The sequence below is a fragment of the Paenibacillus sp. N3.4 genome (assembly GCF_008017805.1).
Lineage (GTDB): Bacteria > Bacillota > Bacilli > Paenibacillales > NBRC-103111 > Paenibacillus_E.
The window spans coordinates 1-19,717 of the sequence record NZ_VRTT01000100.1 but is presented as its reverse complement, the minus strand read 5'-3'; the positions used below and the strand labels follow the sequence as shown (position 1 = coordinate 19,717).

17 protein-coding genes and 1 pseudogene are annotated in these 19,717 nt (G+C 45.9%); 12 read left to right on the top strand and 6 right to left on the bottom strand.

From position 1 onward, the window contains the following. Nucleotides 1-166 precede the first annotated feature (166 nt). The gene (locus FU659_RS31090; protein ID WP_147951116.1) at nt 167-1,366 is read right to left on the bottom strand and encodes an ornithine--oxo-acid transaminase; all 1,200 of its coding nucleotides are present in this window, start codon (nt 1,364-1,366) and stop codon (nt 167-169) included. A gap of 311 nt (nt 1,367-1,677) precedes the next feature. Between FU659_RS31090 and FU659_RS31085 the strand changes: the two genes are divergently transcribed. Continuing rightward, a complete protein-coding gene (locus FU659_RS31085) occupies nt 1,678-3,096 on the top strand; it encodes an aspartate ammonia-lyase (protein ID WP_187274520.1) in 1,419 nt (472 codons plus the stop codon). A 178-nt stretch (nt 3,097-3,274) separates the two neighbouring features. On the opposite strand, the gene FU659_RS31080 is transcribed toward FU659_RS31085, so the two are convergent. Continuing rightward, nucleotides 3,275-3,829, bottom strand: coding sequence for a DUF1361 domain-containing protein (locus FU659_RS31080; RefSeq protein WP_147951114.1), 555 nt, complete (start codon nt 3,827-3,829; stop codon nt 3,275-3,277). A gap of 53 nt (nt 3,830-3,882) precedes the next feature. Further along, the gene (rocF, locus tag FU659_RS31075; RefSeq protein WP_147951113.1) at nt 3,883-4,800 is read right to left on the bottom strand and encodes an arginase; all 918 of its coding nucleotides are present in this window, start codon (nt 4,798-4,800) and stop codon (nt 3,883-3,885) included. 213 nt (nt 4,801-5,013) lie between these two features. Between rocF and FU659_RS31070 the strand changes: the two genes are divergently transcribed. From FU659_RS31070 to FU659_RS31055, 4 genes are all read left to right on the top strand, one after another. Continuing rightward, nucleotides 5,014-6,660, top strand: a complete 1,647-nt coding sequence (locus FU659_RS31070; RefSeq protein ID WP_187274519.1) for a helix-turn-helix domain-containing protein — start codon at nt 5,014-5,016, stop codon at nt 6,658-6,660. Nucleotides 6,661-6,846: 186 nt separating this feature from the next. Next, nucleotides 6,847-7,809 carry a FecCD family ABC transporter permease gene (locus tag FU659_RS31065; RefSeq protein WP_147951119.1) on the top strand — a complete coding sequence of 321 codons (963 nt, stop codon included), beginning with the start codon at nt 6,847-6,849 and terminating at the stop codon, nt 7,807-7,809. An 18-nt stretch (nt 7,810-7,827) separates the two neighbouring features. Beyond that, the gene (locus tag FU659_RS31060) at nt 7,828-8,829 is read left to right on the top strand and encodes a FecCD family ABC transporter permease (protein ID WP_147951118.1); all 1,002 of its coding nucleotides are present in this window, start codon (nt 7,828-7,830) and stop codon (nt 8,827-8,829) included. A 22-nt stretch (nt 8,830-8,851) separates the two neighbouring features. Next, complete coding sequence (locus tag FU659_RS31055; RefSeq protein WP_147951111.1) at nt 8,852-9,802, top strand: iron-hydroxamate ABC transporter substrate-binding protein; 951 nt, start codon at nt 8,852-8,854, stop codon at nt 9,800-9,802. A 99-nt stretch (nt 9,803-9,901) separates the two neighbouring features. On the opposite strand, the gene FU659_RS31050 is transcribed toward FU659_RS31055, so the two are convergent. Together FU659_RS31050 and FU659_RS31045 are read right to left on the bottom strand one after the other, a co-directional pair. After that, nucleotides 9,902-11,134, bottom strand: coding sequence for an aminopeptidase (locus tag FU659_RS31050; RefSeq protein ID WP_187274518.1), 1,233 nt, complete (start codon nt 11,132-11,134; stop codon nt 9,902-9,904). Nucleotides 11,135-11,200: 66 nt separating this feature from the next. Further along, complete coding sequence (locus FU659_RS31045; protein WP_147951109.1) at nt 11,201-11,983, bottom strand: helix-turn-helix domain-containing protein; 783 nt, start codon at nt 11,981-11,983, stop codon at nt 11,201-11,203. Nucleotides 11,984-12,163: 180 nt separating this feature from the next. Here FU659_RS31045 and FU659_RS31040 point away from each other — a divergent pair, with 180 nt between their 5' ends. From FU659_RS31040 to uxaC, 4 genes are all read left to right on the top strand, one after another. Beyond that, nucleotides 12,164-12,973, top strand: coding sequence for a phytanoyl-CoA dioxygenase family protein (locus tag FU659_RS31040; RefSeq protein WP_147951108.1), 810 nt, complete (start codon nt 12,164-12,166; stop codon nt 12,971-12,973). Beyond that, nucleotides 12,942-13,847: a sugar phosphate isomerase/epimerase family protein gene (locus tag FU659_RS31035; protein WP_315971394.1), complete on the top strand. Its 906-nt coding sequence runs from the start codon at nt 12,942-12,944 to the stop codon at nt 13,845-13,847. Before FU659_RS31040 ends, FU659_RS31035 begins: the two co-directional genes overlap by 32 nt. Before the next feature lie 99 nt (nt 13,848-13,946). Beyond that, nucleotides 13,947-14,879, top strand: coding sequence for a VanW family protein (locus FU659_RS31030; RefSeq protein WP_147951107.1), 933 nt, complete (start codon nt 13,947-13,949; stop codon nt 14,877-14,879). A gap of 192 nt (nt 14,880-15,071) precedes the next feature. After that, on the top strand, nt 15,072-16,472 hold the full coding sequence (gene uxaC / locus FU659_RS31025; RefSeq protein WP_147951106.1) for a glucuronate isomerase: 1,401 nt from the start codon (nt 15,072-15,074) through the stop codon (nt 16,470-16,472). 117 nt (nt 16,473-16,589) lie between these two features. Here uxaC and FU659_RS31020 read toward each other — a convergent pair whose 3' ends face one another. After that, nucleotides 16,590-17,354 (bottom strand): helix-turn-helix transcriptional regulator, encoded by a 765-nt coding sequence (locus FU659_RS31020; protein ID WP_222708687.1) that lies wholly within the window; start codon nt 17,352-17,354, stop codon nt 16,590-16,592. A 217-nt stretch (nt 17,355-17,571) separates the two neighbouring features. On the opposite strand from FU659_RS31020, the gene FU659_RS31015 reads away from it, so the two are divergent. The 3 genes and pseudogenes from FU659_RS31015 to FU659_RS31005 form a co-directional block, all read left to right on the top strand. Next, complete coding sequence (locus FU659_RS31015) at nt 17,572-18,855, top strand: Gfo/Idh/MocA family protein (protein WP_147951104.1); 1,284 nt, start codon at nt 17,572-17,574, stop codon at nt 18,853-18,855. 32 nt (nt 18,856-18,887) lie between these two features. Beyond that, a complete protein-coding gene (locus FU659_RS31010; protein WP_147951103.1) occupies nt 18,888-19,574 on the top strand; it encodes a dienelactone hydrolase family protein in 687 nt (228 codons plus the stop codon). A gap of 28 nt (nt 19,575-19,602) precedes the next feature. Beyond that, nucleotides 19,603-19,717 (top strand): annotated as a pseudogene (locus tag FU659_RS31005) (ATP-binding cassette domain-containing protein); the annotation flags it as partial.

The following is a 19,717-nucleotide window of genomic DNA, read 5'->3' as shown; positions in this document are numbered from 1 at the left end:
AAAAAAGATGACCCCTGTACAATACAGGAATCATCTATTGTTAGCCGCCTAAACTAAACCAGGCTTTTTTCAAGTGTCCTTGACAGAGGGTCCAGATCAGGTTCCTTCGGGAGAGGCTTATGGCCTTTCTTTTCCGTATCTTAGATATTATGCACATGAAGTGCTTTCAAGCATGAAGCAGCGCATCATTCACATGCTCCCACGCCCAGTCCAACTCTTCCTGCGTTATCGTCAGAGGTGGAGCAAAACGGATGATATGTTCATGAGTTTCTTTGCAAAGAAGTCCTTTTTCTTTCAGTATTTCACAGAAAGGACGCGCAGCAGCGGTAAGCTCCATACCAATGAACAATCCTCGACCGCGGATCTCGGCAATCCATGGAGATCGAATTTCCTGAAGTCGCTTCAGGAAATAGGCGCCAAGCTCCTCCGAGCGCTCTGCGAGCTTCTCGTTTAGCGTGACCTCCATCGCGGCGCAGGCCACCGCGCAGCCGAGCGGGTTACCGCCAAAGGTGGAGCCATGCGAACCGGGCTCGAAAACATCGAGAACCTCGCGGTCACCGACTACCGCCGAGATTGGAAAAACGCCGCCGCCAAGCGCTTTGCCCAAGATATACAGATTCGGAGTGACATCTTCCCAGTCGCAGGCGAACCTGCGTCCTGTGCGGCCGAATCCCGTCTGAATCTCGTCGGCGACGAGCAACACCTTATTCGCTTGACACAGCTCATAACACTCCCGCAAATAATGGTCGGGCGGTATGCGAATTCCGGCTTCGCCTTGTATCGGCTCAAACAAGAACGCGCAGGTATTTGGACCCATGGCTTCGCGCAATGCATTCGAATCCCCGTAAGGGATGATTCGAAAACCAGGCGTGAACGGTCCGAAGCCCCGCTGATAGTCGGATGAAGAAGAAAACGAAGTGATGGTAACCGTACGCCCATGGAAATTGCCTTCACAGACAATGATTTCTGCCTGATTAATCGGTATACCTTTCACTTTATAGCCCCAGCGACGAACGGCTTTTATCGCGGTTTCTACAGCCTCAGCGCCTGTGTTCATCGGCAGAATCATTGGTTTGTTAGTATAATTGGAGAGCATTTCATAGAAATTGCCCAGCGTTTCGCTATAGAAAGCCCGAGAGGTTAGGGTCACTTTATCGGCTTGGTTGCGGAGTGCTTGTATGAGGTAGGGATGACAATGACCTTGGTTCAAAGCGGAATATGCGCTCAGCATATCCATATAACGATTCCCTTCGGGGTCTTCGACCCAAACACCGGATGCCTTGTATATAACAATCGGAAGCGGGTGGTAATTATGCGCGCCGAATGTGTCTGTTTTTTTGATAATATCAGAGCTAGAGGTGTCCATAAGTTTTCCTCCCTATTGGGCAAGTCTATAGGCATGTATGCGGGTAATAGCCCGTCATTCATAGTATTCCAGCTTCTGATGAACGTTGCCGCATTCGTCACATAGAATTGTCAAAAGAGGAAATTTTAATGAAATTGAGCATACTGAAGGGGAGATATTATTCAATTAATAGCAGGAGTCCCTTTGGGCAATCGCGAAATGATCTAATAGGCTTTTGAATCCATGAGCCAGAAGCTTGAAGAGAAAGAAGGATTTTCGGAGCACCTGCTTCAAGACGAGCAGTTACTTTACAAGAGGGAACGGTGTGTACGATGACTTTTCGAATCGAGAAAGACTTTTTAGGAGAAAAACAAGTTCCTTCCGATGCCTACTATGGCATTCAAACAATGCGTGCTTTAGAAAATTTTCCCATTACCGGCGTCAAGATTCACCACGAGTTGATTGTGGCCTTGGCGGAGGTGAAGAAGGCTGCTGCGTTAGCGAATATGGATACCCATATGCTGCCTAAGAAAATCGGAGAAGAGTTAGTGAAAGCAGCCGAAGATGTAAGGCAGGGTCAACTCTTGGATCAGTTTATTGTGGACTCCATCCAAGGCGGGGCAGGCACCTCCATCAATATGAATATGAACGAAGTGCTGGCCAATCGAGCTTTGGAGCATATGAATGAGAAGAAGGGTACGTATTTCCAATGCAACCCAAACAACCATGTGAATATGTCGCAATCCACGAACGATGTCATTCCAACAGCTATTAAAATAGCTGCCTACCGCTTGGCACAGCAATTGATCGAAACGATGATTTCGCTGCAAAGTGCTTTTGCTAAGAAAGAGATACAATTTGATGATGTGATTAAAATGGGGAGAACGCATCTCCAAGATGCGGTGCCTATTCGACTTGGTCAGGAATTCGCGGCCTATGCACGTGTTTTACAGCGGGATATTAATCGCATCCGGCATGCATCGCAAGGACTTCTCATCGTGAATATGGGAGCAACGGCTGTTGGTACAGGACTTAATGCTAAGCCTGAATATGTCGATCGCGTCATGTTTCACTTAAAAAAAGAGAGTGATTTGCCGATTGAACTTGCGGAGCACTTGGTTGACGGTACACAGAACATGGATGCCTACACAGAGTTGTCAGCTTCTTTGAAGGTATGCGCAGTGAACCTTTCCAAAATATGCAATGATATTCGCTTGATGGCTTCAGGTCCGCGAACAGGATTAGGAGAATTGAAGCTGCCGCCGAGACAGCCTGGCTCATCAATCATGCCTGGCAAAGTGAATCCGGTTATGCCGGAGGTCGTTAATCAAGTGGCGTTCCAAGTCATAGGAAACGATCATACCATCTGCTTGGCTTGTGAGGCAGGGCAATTCGAGCTCAACGTCATGGGGCCGGTAATTGCTTTCAATTTGCTTCAATCTCTTAAAATACTGCGAAACGCCGCGGATGTATTTGAACGCTTTGCTATTGAAGGACTGGAAGCAGATCGGGAACGCTGTGCGACCTACGTGGAGCAGAGCTTCGGCATTGTTACCGCTTTGAATCCTCATTTGGGCTACGAAGTCGCCGCGCAGTTGGTGAAAGAAGCTATACGCACGGGGATGACGCTCAAAGAGCTCATTTTGGAGCGAGGGCTGTTAACGGTGGAAGAGATCGAAGAAATCTTAAATCCGATTCAAATGACAACACCGGGTATTGCCGGTGAGAGACTGCTTCAGCCTATTGACTAGGCGGCTAGTCTTGTAAAATAGAAGAAACGTCCCTACTCATCGCTAGATGAGGCAGGGACGTTTTTATTTGTTATACCTATGCCATTCATCAGTAAGTAAAAAGTTGTGTACATCGTCATGATCACGAACCCCAGCAATAGACAGAATTTAAAAGCTTCCGGATTCAGGGTTTTCTCAATCACATCCAATAACTTCGATTCATTAACGCATCCCAGCTGTTCAATCGGTATTCTCTTCCTAACAAAATGCCATAACCGCTTAATAGAGCTATAGCTGTAATAAACATCCACGATGATAAGCGATTGAATTTCTTTCTCCACATGTAGTGAGAGAGATACATGGAACTGCATCCAAGCAACAGCCCATTCCACACGAATAAAAAAGCGACAAAAAAATCGTACCAATATTTAAAAGATACGGCTCCTTTATGAACGTAGTTATCTTTTAATATGGTCAAGTGAAGCAAATCGGTTATTAAATAGGGCGCATTGGGCAGGAAAAGCAGCCAGACTACACCCAATATGACTAGCAGAGCATGGTGGAATAGCGTCGCTTTCCGCGTGTGAACGTAATAAGCAAACAAAGATATCACATAAGGTATCCAAGCCAGAAATAAATTCCAAAGCAGAAAATCGTAATACGTTTTATTTCTGAATAAGAGGAAGATGCAGACTGTGGCCACGCTGAGAACGACTAAAAGTATGTTGATGTACCACTGGTTTAAGGCTTTCATGGTTTACTCCTTTGGCATACTGCACAATGTCTTACTGGTACCATCCCTGCTTTTCACAAAATTTGTTTCCCCATCAAAGAACAAATTAAACCAGCAGTTAAGAGCGAGGTTTTATTGTTTTCGTCCAAAAGAGGGTTCACTTCAACGAATTCGGCAGATGTTATAATCCCGGCCTCATGAAGCATTTCTACAGCTAAATGAGCTTCGCGAAATTGAAGTCCCCCTTTTACTGTCGTCCCAGTTCCAGGCGCTTCGATTGGATCGAGGGAGTCGACGTCAAAGCTAAGATGAACGCCGTCTGTACGGACGCGGATATAGTCTATAGCCTCTTGCATAACAAGAGCCATCCCTTTGCGATCAATGTCATACATCGTAAAACATTTGATGCCTAGGGAGCGGATCAGCTTCTTTTCGCCTTCGTCCAGTGACCGAGAGCCTATAAGAACAACATGTTCAGGCTTTACTTTAGGCCGATTATGTTTAATTTCGGTTAAAAGGGGATGCCCCATCCCTAAGCTGACGGCCAGAGACATACCGTGTATGTTTCCGGAAGGACTGGTAGCGGTTGTATTTAAGTCGGAATGCGCATCGATCCAAATAACGCCCAAATTGTTATAATGCTCGGAAAGACCAGCGAGTGTGCCGATAGCAATACTATGATCCCCACCAAGGATAAGAGGGAATTGTTGAGTAGCGACAACTCTTGCAACTTGTTCTGCAAGTCTTGTATTAATAGCAGCAACTTCTGCCAAATAATTGAGGTTAGTTGTATCCACATTCGCGCCAAGGGGGTCCAACAGTTCATTTATTAGACAGATTTCGGATGTATGGGCAATTGACAATGATAATTGCTGCAGATCATGTAACAATCCAACTTGCATGACAGCCTTAGGTCCCTTATTTGCGCCGCGCCGACCGGCTCCGAGATCGAAAGGGACGCTAATTACAGCAATCGAGGGGATCTTACTCATATGATCAACTCCTTTGATTGGATGGGATCATAACGTGTCTTTATGAATAGAGTATCATATCCGAGCTCATTCTTATACTTTTCCCAATGAGGGGGACTTGTTGTATAAATAAGTATGTCATCGTAGTCTCCTTACTTTGTACCTGCGAAAAATACACATTTATGATATACTAAATTGAGAATGATTATCAATATCTATCAAGGAGGAACCTGGGTGAGTCGTGTGATCGACAACGAAGTCTATTTACAGGGGACTTTGTTAGAGTTAGTGGAATTGGATGTTATATCCAATGTGGCAGAGTGGAGCTTAAATATGCCTAAGGTTAGGCATCACACGCTGCTCTTTTTTGTAAAGACGAGAGGTCAGCTCCAAATTGAGCAGGATGAAGTTCATATACTGGGTGGGAGAACTTTGATCTTGCTGCTGCCAGGTGAAAACGCAGAAACCTTGAACTTATCGGGCAATGACAGCAGCCTTATTTATAAGTTGGAATTTGATTTGTTTCGCATTGCGGAAAATACGAGCATTCGTAAAGTATATGACCGCGAGCTTTCATTTCCCAAGCGAGGTCTACTCCAGGTCGATTTATTAGTATTTCAACGCAAAATGCAGTTGCTGGCATCCGCTTATGGCAGTTCCAGCGTTAGGGAGCATTTGCGGCAGCAGTACGTGTATGAATTGTTGGAAATGATTCTGAAAGATCAACCTGAGCTGCCAACTGTGCCCAAAGATGCCGATGCGTCTCTGCAGCTTACCATTCAATATATGCAGGATGCTTACCATATGGATATACATTTAGATAAACTAGCCGGAATTGCAGGTATGCATCCTGCTTATTATTCGCAACGTTTTAAGCAAAAGATGAATAAAACACCGATTGAATTTCTTACACAGGTCCGCATGAACAAGGCTAAGGAAATGCTGCTGTTATCCACCCCCAAAATACGCGATGTTGCTGGCTTAGTGGGCTATCGGGATGAGTTTTATTTTAGCCGCCGTTTTAAAGAAAGCAGCGGATATGCGCCAACGCAGTATTCCTATGAGCGGATTTCGAATATTGTTTCTCTTTCATATCCATACACAGATCATTTACTAACACTAGGAATTATTCCTTCGGCTGCTCAATTTTATCATGAAAGTCAGATCTCACAAGTATCCAAGTCATTAAGATTGCCTTTTCATGCGACAGACGCTTGGGAAATAAGCCGACAAGCTTTTCTTGATGCCGAGCCGAGTTTGATTGTATGTAAAGAGAACGTTGTCTTGAAAGCCAGAGAGCATATTGGCGATATTGCGCCTATCATTTCTATTCCGTGGACAACACTGGATGTGTTTGACCATTTGGAGGAAATCGGTCAGCTTGTGGGTCGGAGGCATAAGGCAAAAGAATGGATCCAGCTTCATACATACAAAGCGGAACAGGCGCGCAAACGAATCCGAAAAACGTTCGGAAGTCCGACGTTAGCGATTTGCCGAATGACGAATAAAGGACTGAGATTGTACGGAGCAAGAAATGTCGGACATATTTTTTATCGTTCTTTGCAGTTGACACCTCCAAGTCGCATTGCCCGGGAAATGAACAAACACCGAGAAGGCACCCGTTTTAATTGGCTTGCGGTGACTCCAGAGGAAATGAGCCAGTATGAATCCGACTATATCATTTTCTTATACCCAGCCGGTCAGGATGCGGCCAAGCTGAGGCAGCAAATGACCACAGACCCTGTTTGGCTTAGTTATCCGTCGATTCGTCAGGGACGATATTTCTTTCTACAATGGGAGGAATGGATGGTCTATGCCCCCCAATCCATTGAGCAGCTGCTTAATCAGGCCGTTTCTTTATTAACGGGTACTAATGATTAGAACAGACAGCCAATCCAAAAATAATCCAAGGATAAAATCTTTAAAAATGACATGGACGAAAGCAAGAGACATTTCTATAATTAGTTTATTGATAATGATTATCAATATTAACGAGAGGTATGAAGCTTAACCATGAAGTCGAGTCGTGCGAGCATGAATGGAGTTACATTTGGAATGATCAGCGTCATGGCACTGTTTGCACTTTTGGTCGTCATGTTTATCGCGATTTCGTTTGGTGCCAAAGATTTGACGCTAAGCACCGTATGGTCTGCGATTTTTCATTATAATGGAGCGCTAACTACGCATCAGATTATTCATGAATTACGTTTTCCACGGGTTTTGGGCGCGGCGATCATCGGAGCGGGCTTCGCGGTCGCGGGTGCTTTGATGCAGGGAATTACACGCAATCCCTTGGCGGATTCCGGCATACTGGGCATTAATGCGGGGGCAACCTTCATGGTAGCCTTAAGCTTCGCATTTTTTCCTGCTATTTCGTATTCCACTCTCATGCTGGTTTCATTCTTAGGCGCTGTGTTTAGTACCGCTGTTATTTTTCTGCTCGGGTCTTCCACGCCGGGAGGATTGACGCCTCTTCGTCTGACCATAGCCGGTGCCGTTGTAGCCGCGCTGCTGCACTCGCTGAGCACAGGCATCGCTATTTACTACAACCTGAATCAGGATCTAGCTTTCTGGTATGCAGGCGGTGTCGCTGGTGTGAAATGGCATCATCTCAAACTGCTGATACCTATCATTCTACTGGCGATACTATGCAGCATGATGATTAGTCGATCTATATCCTTAATTTCTTTAGGTGATGAGGTATCGGTTAATTTGGGAGTGAAAACAGGACGGATTCGCGTGCTTGGCATCGTGCTGGCTGTACTTCTCGCCGGTATTGGCGTGTCAGCCGTAGGTTCCATCGGTTTCGTCGGACTGGTCATACCCCATATCGCGAGAAAGATCGTTGGTGTCGATTATCGTTTCATTATCCCTCTATCCAGTCTATTGGGAGCTGTCTTGCTCGTGCTTGCGGATTTAGGAGCACGCATGGTACATCCGCCTAAAGAGTTGGCAATCAGCTTGATGGTGGCATTGATAGGCGTACCTTTCTTTCTGTATTTGGCGCGGAGAGAAAGGAGGAGTTTGTGAGTGGAGTTGCAGAGGCATATTCAGCGTAGGAGGAAGAGCATAACCGTAGGTATTTGCTTGCTGCTGATAAGTGCAGCCATTATCTTAATTAGCTTGAATACGGGCACGATTCGGCTCTCGCCACTTGCTGTTTGGCAAACCTTCCTAGGTTACGGCAGCTCGGATAGTCAGTTGGTGTTATTTGAATATCGATTGCCGCGCATCTTGGTTACGATGCTGGCAGGCATTGGCTTAGGCGTATCCGGCGCTATTTTGCAGGGCATCACGAGAAATGGACTTGCTGATCCGGGTATTCTCGGCCTTCATGCAGGTGCAGCGTTAGGTTTAATTGTCTTCGTCAGCTTCTTCCATTCCATGAAGGGAATGCCGTCTTTGCTCATTCCTGTGTTCGCCTTTGCGGGTGGTGTTATCACTGCTTTTCTCATCGTGGCCTTGGCCTATGACCGTCACAAGGGTGTTGTACCCATCCGCTTGATTCTTGTAGGAATTGCAATTGCCGCAGGATTCAGCGCAATCACCTTATTCCTTTCGCTGCGCTTAGATGATGCCACATATAGCTTTACGTCAAGATGGCTGATCGGCAATGTGTGGGGGAGAAATTGGATTCATGTGAATGCCTTGCTTCCCTGGATCGTCATTTTCACTCCCTTCACACTCTCGAAGTGGAAAGTTTTGAACGCTTTTTCTCTAGGTGACGAAATGACCTCAGGGATGGGCATTGCAGTAAATCGAGAGCGATTGCTGCTTCTCATGAGCGCAGTCGCATTATCCAGTGCAAGCGTAGCGATGGCAGGAGGCATTGGCTTTCTGGGGTTAGTTGCGCCGCATCTGGCGCGCCGACTCGTTGGGCCTATGCATCAGTATGTGCTTCCGATATCAGGATTGATCGGATTAGTCATTTTGGTGGCAGCGGACACGGTAGGACGTTCCATTTTCCAGCCCAATGCCATACCGGCAGGCGTCGTAGTCGCGGCAGTGGGCGCGCCGTATTTCTTATACTTGTTAGTAAAAACTAAATAATGATCGATGAAGGAGTTTTATTGTGAAAAAGAAAAATGTAGTTCTCATGAGTCTCATCAGTTCCCTATTCGTTTTGGCTGCTTGCGGACAAACAGCACCTAAACAAGGAGCAGCCTCTGCGATACCAGCACCTGCCGCATCTACGACACCAACAGCAGCGAGTTCTGTAAAACCGGTAGAAAAAGAGCCTCGTATCGCTTCTGTTTCTATCCATTTAACGAATGACTTGTTGGCGCTAGGCATCACGCCTGTCGGCTCTGTCATGGGGGGAGATCTTAAAGCATTCCTGCCTCACGTTGCGGATCGTCTGCAAAATACCAAAAAACTAGGGGTCGCTACAGAGCCCGATATGGAAGCTTTGCTCGCTTTGAAGCCTGATGTCATTTATTTGGATCAACAGTTTGCAGGCAATGATATTGCGAAGTATGAAAAAATCGCCAAAACGGAATTGTTTAACCTGGACGAAGGCACATGGCGCGATCATTTGAAAAAAATCGGTAAGCTCGTTAACCGCGAGCAGCAGGCGGAAACTTATATAAAGGATTACGAGACAGAGGCAACGAAAGTGAAGGGTCTCATCAAGGATAAAATTGGCGACGGGAAGGTTATGGCGATCCGTGTAACAGCGAAAGAGCTGCGTGTTATGGGAATGAAGCGTCCGCTGGGACCGATTCTCTTTACTGATTTGGCGTTGAAGCCGGCAAACGGTGTAGAGAAGATCAACAAAGCTTACGAAACGATTTCGCAGGAAGTTCTGCCTGATTACGATGCAGATGCGATTTTTGTCATTGTGAACAATGAAGATTCGGCGAAAAAGCTTTTCGAACAGTTATCCTCGAATCCCATTTGGAAAGGGCTCAAAGCGGTAAAAGCGGGGCATGTTTATCCGATTGCTGACCAACCTTGGTTGGATTACTCAGCAATTGGCAATAGAATGTCGCTGGATGCCGCAGAAAAGCTATTCGCTAAGTAATTTAGCGTCTATGGGAAAAGCATCAGCCTTCCCAAAACGAAAGCAAGGGGTTATCCCTAGAGCCAGTAACAAATGACTCTGGGATAGCCCCTTCGTGTGTTAAAATGCCCAATTGCCCTTACGGAAGATAGGCTCTCTGCTGCCGTCCGCATGTTCGCCGTCAATATCCATGTCGGCAGAACCGATCATGAAGTCGACATGAATGAGGCTAACATTTAGACCGGCTTGGATCTGTTCTTCTTTAGACATGGTAGTGCCACCTACAATACATGTAGGGAACGCTCTACCCAAAGCTAAATGATTAGAAGCATTCTCATCGTAAAGTGTGTTAAAGAAAATCAAGTTGGAGTCCGAAATCGGTGAGCGATGCGGGACAAGCGCAATTTCTCCTAAATAATGAGCGCCTTCGTCCATCTCGATCATCGCTTTGAGAGACTCGTAGCCTTGTTCAGCAGAATAATCAACAACTCTTCCCTTGTCGAAAGTGATCGTGAAATTATTGATTAAGCTGCCTTGGTAGCTTAAGGGTTTCGTACTTCGAACCGTTCCGTTTGTGCCCAATCGATGGGGAGAAATGAATACTTCTTCCGTTGGTATGTTGGGGTTGAAGTCGAAGCCGCCCGTCCCATTTGTGGCAGAACCGCCTCTCCAAATGTGGTTGTCCAGCAGCTCAACGGTAAGTTCTGTGCCTGGGGCATGGTAATGAATCTTCCGATATTGCTTTTCGTTCAGTTGTTCTCTTTTGCTGCGAAGAGTCTGATTATGGTCATTCCAAGTAAGCACAGGGTTCTCTTGATCCACTCGTGCAGCTTGGAAGATGGCCTCCCACAGCGCGCTTATCGCAGCGTCCTCTTCCAAATGAGGAAATACTTTCTGTGCCCAGGCTGCTGAAGGCGCGGCAACGATCGACCATGTCATTTTGTAAGAGGACATAAATTCTCGCCATTTTACAAGTTTAGGACCTGCCGCTTTGGCATTAGCCGCCATGCGCGCAGGATCGACATCCTTCAGCAGTTCAGGATCATCGGCATCAATCCATAAATAAGCGCCATTATTGTCGGCCAGCTCATCAAGGGCTTGCGCTCTCCATGCAGGATATTCGTGAAACGCTTCATCGGGTGCATACATATATTTAATTTTCGTGCTGATTTCATCCTGCCACTCGATATGTACATGCTTGGCTCCTAATTCATAGGCCTTGCGGGATATGAGGCGCACAAGCGCGGGATGATCAATCGGTGCGTTGATCCACAGCGTTTGGCCGGACTGAATATTCAGACCAACACGAACAATAAGTTCGGCATACTTGTTCAGATTATTTTCAAAGGTCATAAAAATCCTCCTCTAGTTGAATATAGCCTTAAGTTACATTTCCGCAGTCCAACTGTCAAATAAATTTTACCGTTGGCTGTTTACGAACGTTCGAGGGTTCATGCCGTACCATTTGCGGAATTGATTCGTAAAATGGTTATAGTTCTGAAACCCTACATCGTAACAAACCTCAGAAGCGCTGCGATCCGTATGTTCCAGCAAAAGCACAGCCTGTTGAATGCGCATCCGGTTCAAGGTGTCGATAATGGAATACCCTGTGCTTGTTTTGAAAAGATGAGATAAGCGAGAAGGGGAAAGCCCCACGGCTTGAGACAAATCTTCAATTCGGATCGTTTGGCGCATATGTTGTGATAGCAGGTGAAGGACTTCTTCAATGCGCGAGTCCATTTTTCTGCTTGTTTTCTGTGCCATGATGTACAAAATTTCCCGTAAAGAGCCTCCGCACAGCTCATGCCAAAACTCGCCGCGTTCTCTAAAGTCTCCTAACATGCGTGTGCAAGCTTGATAAATACGCTCGCGTAACGACCCTTTTTCGATGCTAAGAATGAGCAGTTCTTTATCTGGCATCAGGTTTGTTTCCGTGAAACGAGTTGGAAAGTGAGTCCATACGAAATTCCAAGTTTGACCTTTTCTCGTGCCGTAGTGATGAGGAGCCCCTGGCTTGAGTAATGTGAGATCGCCCGCCCTACAGCGTTGTTCATACCCTCCGGTCATAAAATAACCTTCCCCTTCAAGAGTGAATGTTAACAGCCAATTGTCTAGTCCATGCGGGCGTTTGATTACATAGGAGTCTGGTTCTAAAAAATGGCCCGCCAATAGGGTTTCTTTTTCGATGCTCACGATGCTCATTCCTTTCCTGCTGTAGAGACTTTTCTACTTATCATAATAGGAAAGTCTTATTTATTTCAATCAAATAGCAGGATTGTAGGAGTATTTAGCATCATCCTTACTTCTATGAGAGATGTAGTTTCGCTATGCTTATGAGGAAGGAATTTTGGAATAACGATTTACTTTTGGGGAGGAATGAACATGTCACAGATATTGCGTATGCTGAAAAGCGAACAAAAAAAACAATTTGAAACCGATGGGTATTTAATCGTTAAAGGGTTGTTTTCTGACCAGCATTTGTCTGAAATAGACGAAGCCTTTGAAACAATCAGTCATCAAACGATTCCTGGCTATTTTGAGCCGGAGCTGCAAGCAGACTGGAACGATCCCTTAAAACGGTATCCTCGCGTTATGCACCCTCATCGTTTTAATGAAACAGCCAAGACGTATATGCTGCATCAACCGGTCATGGACGTTTTAGCAGATTTATATGAAGAAGAAGCGCTGGCTGCGCAAAGCATGTTTTATTACAAGCCTCCGGGCTCCCGGGGACAGGCACTGCATCAGGATAATTTCTATTTGCAGGTGGAGCCGGGCAATTGTATTGCAGCTTGGACGGCTATAGATGCAGCGGATGAGGAAAATGGTGGTTTGCTCGTTGTCCCGAAAACGAACCATATGGATATTGCTTGCCCCGTTAGCGCGGATGCCAAGGAATCGTTCACGACGCATTACGTGAAGCCGCCTAAAGATGAAAAAGCAATGCCTGTCGTTATGGATCGCGGAGATGTTCTCTTTTTTAATGGAAATCTGATTCACGGCTCTTATCGCAATAAGACCAAGGATCGATTCCGGCGGGCATTTATTTGTCATTATGCCAATGCCTCGGCAACGCATATTAGTAATCATTATCGCCCGCTGTATCGTCAAAATGGCACTCCGGTCGACCTGGAAATTAACCCATCCGGAGGTCCTTGCGGTGAAGAGTTTGAAAACGTGTACCCTCACTAAAGAGGCGGGACCCCGCTTAGAAGTACTCATGTCGTGGTGGGCCATGAACGGTATCGGTGAGGAAGGCTGTGAATGGTCGATAGCGGAGAAATTTCGGCATATTGCGGAAGCAGGCTATGACGGGATCAATGGATTTCTTCCATCCACGGAGTCAGCCGCTGAGTGGAGGCGACTGCTTGATCATTATGGTCTATCGTTCAGTGTTAACGCTTATCCAAAATCAGCTCAAGATATGAGGGCATTTATAAGCCAAGTGAAATCTTATAAGGGACGGGTTTCTTTTATCAATGCGCAAGTATTAACCCCATTCTTAACAGGCCAACCGGCGGAAGCGCTGCTGCAGCAACTGACTGATATCTCAGAACAGTCTGGGCTTCCATTGTTTATTGAAACTCATAGAGGGACGATCACCCAAGATCTAATCCGAACTGTTGAATATGTCGAGCACTTGGCTAATTTAAACCTAACAATCGACTTCTCTCACTATGTTGTAGCTGGTGAAATGCACACAATCAGCGATGAAGCGGAGATGCTTTTGCAAAAGTTATTGACCCGTACGACAAGTATCCACGCCAGAGTATCGAACGGGGAGCAGGTTCAGGTCAGTATCGGAGATTCCGGTGAGCATCCGATGCTTCATGAGTTTGAACGGTGGTGGCGCAGCGGTATGAGTCACTGGTTGAAATGTTCCAAGCCCGACTCGCTATTCCCATTCGTCTGTGAATTAGGTCCTGCTCCCTATGCGATTACGATGGATGAATTTGCAGGTCGGCAGCATGAAATTAGCGATCGTTGGTCCCAATCGCTCCTTTTCGCTGAGCGAGCAAGAGAGATTTGGAAGCAACAGACTGCCTCGTGGTTGGATCGACCCTAGAATAAACTTCAGGGGTTATATGAAATGGAGGGGGAGATTTCATTAACATAGTATGGATTATTTTCAATTGTTTACAATAGGGAGGGGGTGTTTTAATTTATGAGTTATGGATGGATGGCAGGTTTGCTGCTTCTTGTGCAGCAAGGCGAGGCACCAACTCAAATAACCAATGATATCAACGGCAAAAACTTCGCGGATGTGGATCGTGAGCACTATGCGATTCATCTGCTAGATGTGCCGATGGTTGACAATGTACGTTTAGATCGTTTGGCTGATGATATTGCAAAAAAGATCTATCGCAAGCCTGTGAATGCAATCATTAATGACGCAGGCAGCATACAGAAGGAGGCAGCAGGGACACAACTGAATCGTCAAGCTTTTATCGAGCAATTTTATAAGCATTTTTATGAGGAGGGGCCTTTAAAGTTCGAAGTACCCGAGTTAACGGTGTATCCGAAAGTAGACAGCGAGCTTCTGGCGAGTATTCGCGTGTTCCCCATAGGCCATTATGTAACTTATTTTAATTCGAATAACAAATTTCGGTTTATTAACATAAAGCTTGCTGCCCAAGCGATCAACAACTACGTCGTACAGCCCGGTGAAACGTTCTCTTTTAACAGGGTTGTAGGCGTTCGGACCCGTGAAAGAGGCTATATGCCGGCAAAGGTGATTGTTCGAGGTGAATTCTCGGAAGGAATCGGCGGGGGGATTTGTCAAATTTCGTCTACATTGTTTAACGCGGCAGACCGAGCAGGTCTGCAAATCGTAGAACGTTACTCACACAGCAGGTCTGTTCCCTACGTACCATCTGGGCGTGATGCAACGGTGAATTGGGGGGGCCCTGATTTCAGCTTTAAGAATAACTATAATCAACCGGTTCTGATTCGCGCACAAGCTTTGCCGGGGCGTATCTATATTACCATTACCTCCTCCGATGTTATCAATTACAAGCCAAGGCATATTCCCAGCGCTTCAGAAGAGCTTCCTGAGGAAATCCATGCGGGTACGGATGTTGGCCAGACCGTTCCATAATACAAGTAAGAAGCCCCATTCCTTACGAAAGGGGCTATTATTGTTTCTTGAAGCATGATTGTAAGTAGCAAGATGAGGTCAATATATGCATATTTTACAAAATGAAAGCAAAAAATCACAAGATTTTTGAGTCGAATTCTTGATAAAATAGATGGCAGATTGTATAAGAAGAGAAGGGTGGGAATAATCTTCATGAAAACATTTTTAGATGAGAACTTCTTATTGACCAATGAAACTGCTATTCATCTATTCCACGAGTTTGCGAAGGATTTGCCAATTATTGACTATCATTGCCATTTGAGCCCTAAAGAAATTTACGAAAATAAGCAATTCAATAACATAACAGAAGCTTGGCTATATGGTGACCACTACAAGTGGAGAATGATGCGCGCTAATGGTGTCGAGGAATCAAAGGTTACAGGCGAAGCAAGCGATTATGAACGCTTCTTGGCTTGGGCTTCCACCTTACCTATGGCCATCGGCAACCCGCTTTACCACTGGTCTCATATGGAATTGCGAACCTATTTCGATGTTCAAGAGATTATTAACGAACAAAATGCGCCTGTGATCTGGGAAAAAGCGAACGCCAAGCTTGCTGAAGGCGGTTCACGTGCCAGAGATTTAATTACAAATTCCAAAGTAACTGTCATCTGTACAACCGACGATCCAGTGGATTCCCTGGAATATCATATTAAGATCAAAGAACTTCAAGATTTTAACACAAAAGTATTGCCTTCCTACCGTCCGGACAAAGCGCTCGAAATTAACCGCGCTACATTCCTGCCATGGATCAGCCAATTGGAAAAATCCGCAGGCATCAGCATCAGCAGTTACGACGATTTATTAGCGGGTCTGGAGAGCAGAGCGATATTCTTCGATTCAGTTGGATGTAAAGTATCCGATCATGCGTTGGATTATGTGCCTTATGCGGCAGCAACCAAAGAAGAAGTAGATCAAATTTTCAAATCCGCGCTATCGGGTCATGCCGTAAGCTTGGAAGATGAAAAGAAATATAAAGCGTTTACGCTGCTATTCCTAGGTGGCGTATACAAAAAGCTGGATTGGGCCATGCAGTACCACATCAATGCGTCTCGCAACAATAACGGACATGCTTTTGCAACACTGGGTCCGGATACCGGCTTCGATTCCATTAACGATAGCGCTGTCGCGAGCGCATTAACGGGTTTATTGTCTTCCTTAGCTGTTGCTGAGTCTTTGCCGCGAACCATTTTGTACTCGCTAAATGCGCGTGACAATGAAATTCTCGCTTCACTCATGGGCAGCTTCCAAGGTGACGGAATCCCTGGCAAAATCCAACTCGGCTCCGCTTGGTGGTTCAACGATACGAAGGACGGCATGGTTCAGCAGATGAAATCGCTTGGCAATTTTGGCTTGCTAGGGCGTTTCGTAGGTATGCTTACCGATTCCCGCAGCTTCTTGTCCTACACCAGACATGATTATTTCCGTAGAATTTTATGCAACATGTTCGGTGAGTGGGTCGAAGCGGGTGAATTCCCGAACGACGATCAGCTGTTGAAACAACTTGTACAAGGGATCTCATATAACAACGCCAAGCAATATTTTGGATTCTAAATGAAGCCTTCATGCCTCTTCGGTATGGAGGCTTTTTACTTTGGGATGATGCTGGATGCTTGTGTAGAAGGACATCTCGCAGCCGGCTTAATTTTACCGCTTATTCGTCTTGACGCATCAGCTTTGTCGCATCAACTTTCGGCATTCGAGTGGTGTTTGTCCGGTCACCTGCTTGAACACGCGCCCGAAATGCGCGACACTATCGAACCCTGACTGCTCCGCAATGTCGATCACTTTGTTTTTTGTTTCGCGAAGCAAGCGCTGGGCTTCACGAATCCGGACATTGTTCAAATATTCGATGAAAGAGAAGCCGGTTGTTTCTCTGAAGGAGCGGCAAAAGTAACTTGGACTAATATAAAAGTTCTCGGATATGGAGGCTAAGGTTAAACGATTCCGATACTGTGCATTTATATAGGTAACGATTTCATATATCTTCAGATTCTGCGCTTGTGGTTGCTCAGCTTCCGCAGCTGACTTTTCCGAGAGTCGAGAGCAGAAGACAAGCAGCTGCGTAAGCAGGGCTTTGCTATTCAGCTGCCAGCCACTAAGCATCTGCTGCTGTTCGCGCAGCAAACTGAAAAGCAGATTTTCAACGGTCGTTCGATGTATGCCTGCGAGAGAGAAAAGGTGGTGCTTTTGCCGGAAAGGGGACAACAAGCATTCTGCTGCATCTTCACCAATGGAATGAATCCACTTATCATCGAAGCTGAGCAAAATTCGCTCATGGTGGTGATCATCATAGCCGCGAGTTTTGTGAAGCTCATTTTTATCAATAAAGACAAGTCCTCCTTCTTGGATCAAGTAAGAGCGATCTTGGATAAAATAGTATCGTTTTCCGCTAAGTAAATAATAAATTTCATAGTGATCATGGAAATGATTCACCGGCATGGAGAAGGGACGATCTCTTGCGAAGACGTTCGATTTCGTAGGTTTTCAAAGTTACCGCCTCAATTCTGGATAGGAGTTTCATCTGTATCGTCATTATAGCAAAATATGCAAGGAATGATAGTGAATAGATAAGATTTGATTAGAAACGCAACAAATATTGTATTAACCTTGGAAGTAGGACATATCTATTTTCGAGAGGGGTTAATTTAAAATGAAAAAACGTTATGCGATTGTTGGTACTGGTGGACGAGCAGAATTTTTCTATGGTGCGATGGTTACTGATTTTAAAGAAACATCAGAACTGGTAGCCATTTGTGATATTAACCAAACTCGTATGGATTTCACCAATCGTTTACTTGTCGATAAATATGACTATCACGCGGTTCCGACGTATAAAGCGGACCAATTTGAAAATATGATTAAAACCGAAAAACCTGACTTCGTAATCGTCACCTCCGTTGATCGGACACATCACACGTATATTATCAAAGCGATGGAGCTCGGCTGTGATGTCATATCTGAGAAACCAATGACGGTTGATGAAGAGAAGTGTCAAGAAATTTTGGATACGATCAAACGGACAGGACGCCAGCTTCGCGTCACTTTTAATTACCGCTATGCGCCGCATAATACCAAAATCCGCGAATTGATTATGGATGGGGTTATCGGCGACGTTCATTCCGTACACTTCGAGTGGCTATTGAACACGCAGCACGGGGCTGACTACTTCCGCAGATGGCACCGCGATAAGCGTAACGGCGGGGGCTTGCTCGTACACAAATCGACGCATCATTTCGATCTTGTTAATTTCTGGTTGGGTACGAAACCGCAGACGGTTTTTGCTATGGGTGGATTGATGTTCTACGGCAGAGAAAATGCTGAAAAGCGTGGTGTAACAGAATTTTATCAACGAGCTACAGGCAATGAAATTGCAAAAAATGATCCGTTTGCGCTTCATTTGGATTCGAATGAGCATCTCAAAGGTTTATATCTGGATGCGGAGCACGAGGATGGCTATCAAAGGGATCAAAGCGTATTCGGAGACGGTATCAATATTGAGGATACGATGGGTGTCATGGTTCGTTATCAGAATAAGGCCATTTTAACTTACTCGCTTAATGCCTACATGCCTTGGGAAGGTTTCAACGTGCAAATTAACGGCAGTAAAGGCCGTATTGAATTGAGAGTTGTAGAGAAATCATATGTCAACTCAGGTGGTCTTAAAGAAGAAGAGGGAGCTTTGAAAGAAAAAACGATCAAGGTATTCCCCATGTTCGCCGCTCCTTACCAAGTTCAACTGGAAGAAGGCGTTGGCGGTCATGGCGGCGGAGATCCGGTGCTGCTTAAAGACATTTTCGATAAACCGTCAGACGATCGTTTCGAGCGCGCTGCTTCTCATGTAGACGGAGCTATGTCTATTTTGACAGGGATTGCAGGCAATATCTCTTTGCGCACAGGCCAGCCAGTTGTGGTTGACAAGCTTGTCACTTTCTAGACATTAAGTTTGCTAGCGGAGGAGGAAATCGCGTGTGGCATCCTGATACTGCGATGGAGAACCTGTATCGCAACTTTGAAGAGAAGCGTAAGCAGTTGAAAAAGTCAGAGAGTGCAGAGCAGACGAAAGCGAGGGTCAAAGAGAAATTAGCAGGCTCCTTGGGGATCTCGAAAGAGAAAGATGAGCTTCGGCCTATGCTGCTTGAACGTTTAGAACTGGAGGATCATTTTCGGGAGCGAGTCGAGTTCGGTACGGTTTGGGGATTTCGTGTTCCTGCTTATGTGTTGATTCCGAAAGGAGCTAGCGGGAAAACACCGGCGGTGTTGGCTATCCATGGTCATGGATATGGCAGCAGACAGATCGTCGGTCTCCACCCAGACGGAACGGAGCACACGGGGGAAGCGGATATCCATGGCAATTATGCCCGCGAGCTCGTAAAGCGCGGCTTCATTGTCATAGCGCCAGAGGTGATCGGCTTCGGTGATCGCAGACTTGAAGCCGATCAGGCCAATGGGCAAGTCGGTAATTCCTCTTGTCAAACATTAGCCTCCCATCTGCTGCTGTACGGCATTTCGCTGGCTGGGCTGCGCGTACAGGAAGCACTCTGCGCATTGGATTATATCGTAACACGCGAAGACGTAGATGTGGATCGGGTTAGCTGCATGGGATTCTCAGGAGGAGGACTCCTTGCAGCCTATGCCTCAGCGTTTATTGGATGAGATGGGTCTTCTTGCTTACAAAGACTATTACCCCCCACAACTTCGGGGGGATGCGCCAACGGGTGGCGCTTGTGCGCACATTAGCAACAGACCCTGAAATTATGCTGCTCGATGAGCCGTTCTCCGCTTTGGACTACCAGACG

Bases quoted from the DNA above. Each gene is read 5' to 3' on its own strand.
- FU659_RS31090 (WP_147951116.1), bottom strand. From the start codon at position 1,366: ATGGACACCTCTAGCTCTGATATTATCAAAAAAACAGACACATTCGGC.
- FU659_RS31085 (WP_187274520.1), top strand. From the start codon at position 1,678: ATGACTTTTCGAATCGAGAAAGACTTTTTAGGAGAAAAACAAGTTCCT.
- FU659_RS31080 (WP_147951114.1), bottom strand. From the start codon at position 3,829: ATGAAAGCCTTAAACCAGTGGTACATCAACATACTTTTAGTCGTTCTC.
- rocF (WP_147951113.1), bottom strand. From the start codon at position 4,800: ATGAGTAAGATCCCCTCGATTGCTGTAATTAGCGTCCCTTTCGATCTC.
- FU659_RS31065 (WP_147951119.1), top strand. From the start codon at position 6,847: ATGGCACTGTTTGCACTTTTGGTCGTCATGTTTATCGCGATTTCGTTT.
- FU659_RS31050 (WP_187274518.1), bottom strand. From the start codon at position 11,134: ATGACCTTTGAAAATAATCTGAACAAGTATGCCGAACTTATTGTTCGT.
- FU659_RS31045 (WP_147951109.1), bottom strand. From the start codon at position 11,983: ATGAGCATCGTGAGCATCGAAAAAGAAACCCTATTGGCGGGCCATTTT.
- FU659_RS31040 (WP_147951108.1), top strand. From the start codon at position 12,164: ATGTCACAGATATTGCGTATGCTGAAAAGCGAACAAAAAAAACAATTT.
- FU659_RS31030 (WP_147951107.1), top strand. From the start codon at position 13,947: ATGAGTTATGGATGGATGGCAGGTTTGCTGCTTCTTGTGCAGCAAGGC.
- uxaC (WP_147951106.1), top strand. From the start codon at position 15,072: ATGAAAACATTTTTAGATGAGAACTTCTTATTGACCAATGAAACTGCT.
- FU659_RS31015 (WP_147951104.1), top strand. From the start codon at position 17,572: ATGAAAAAACGTTATGCGATTGTTGGTACTGGTGGACGAGCAGAATTT.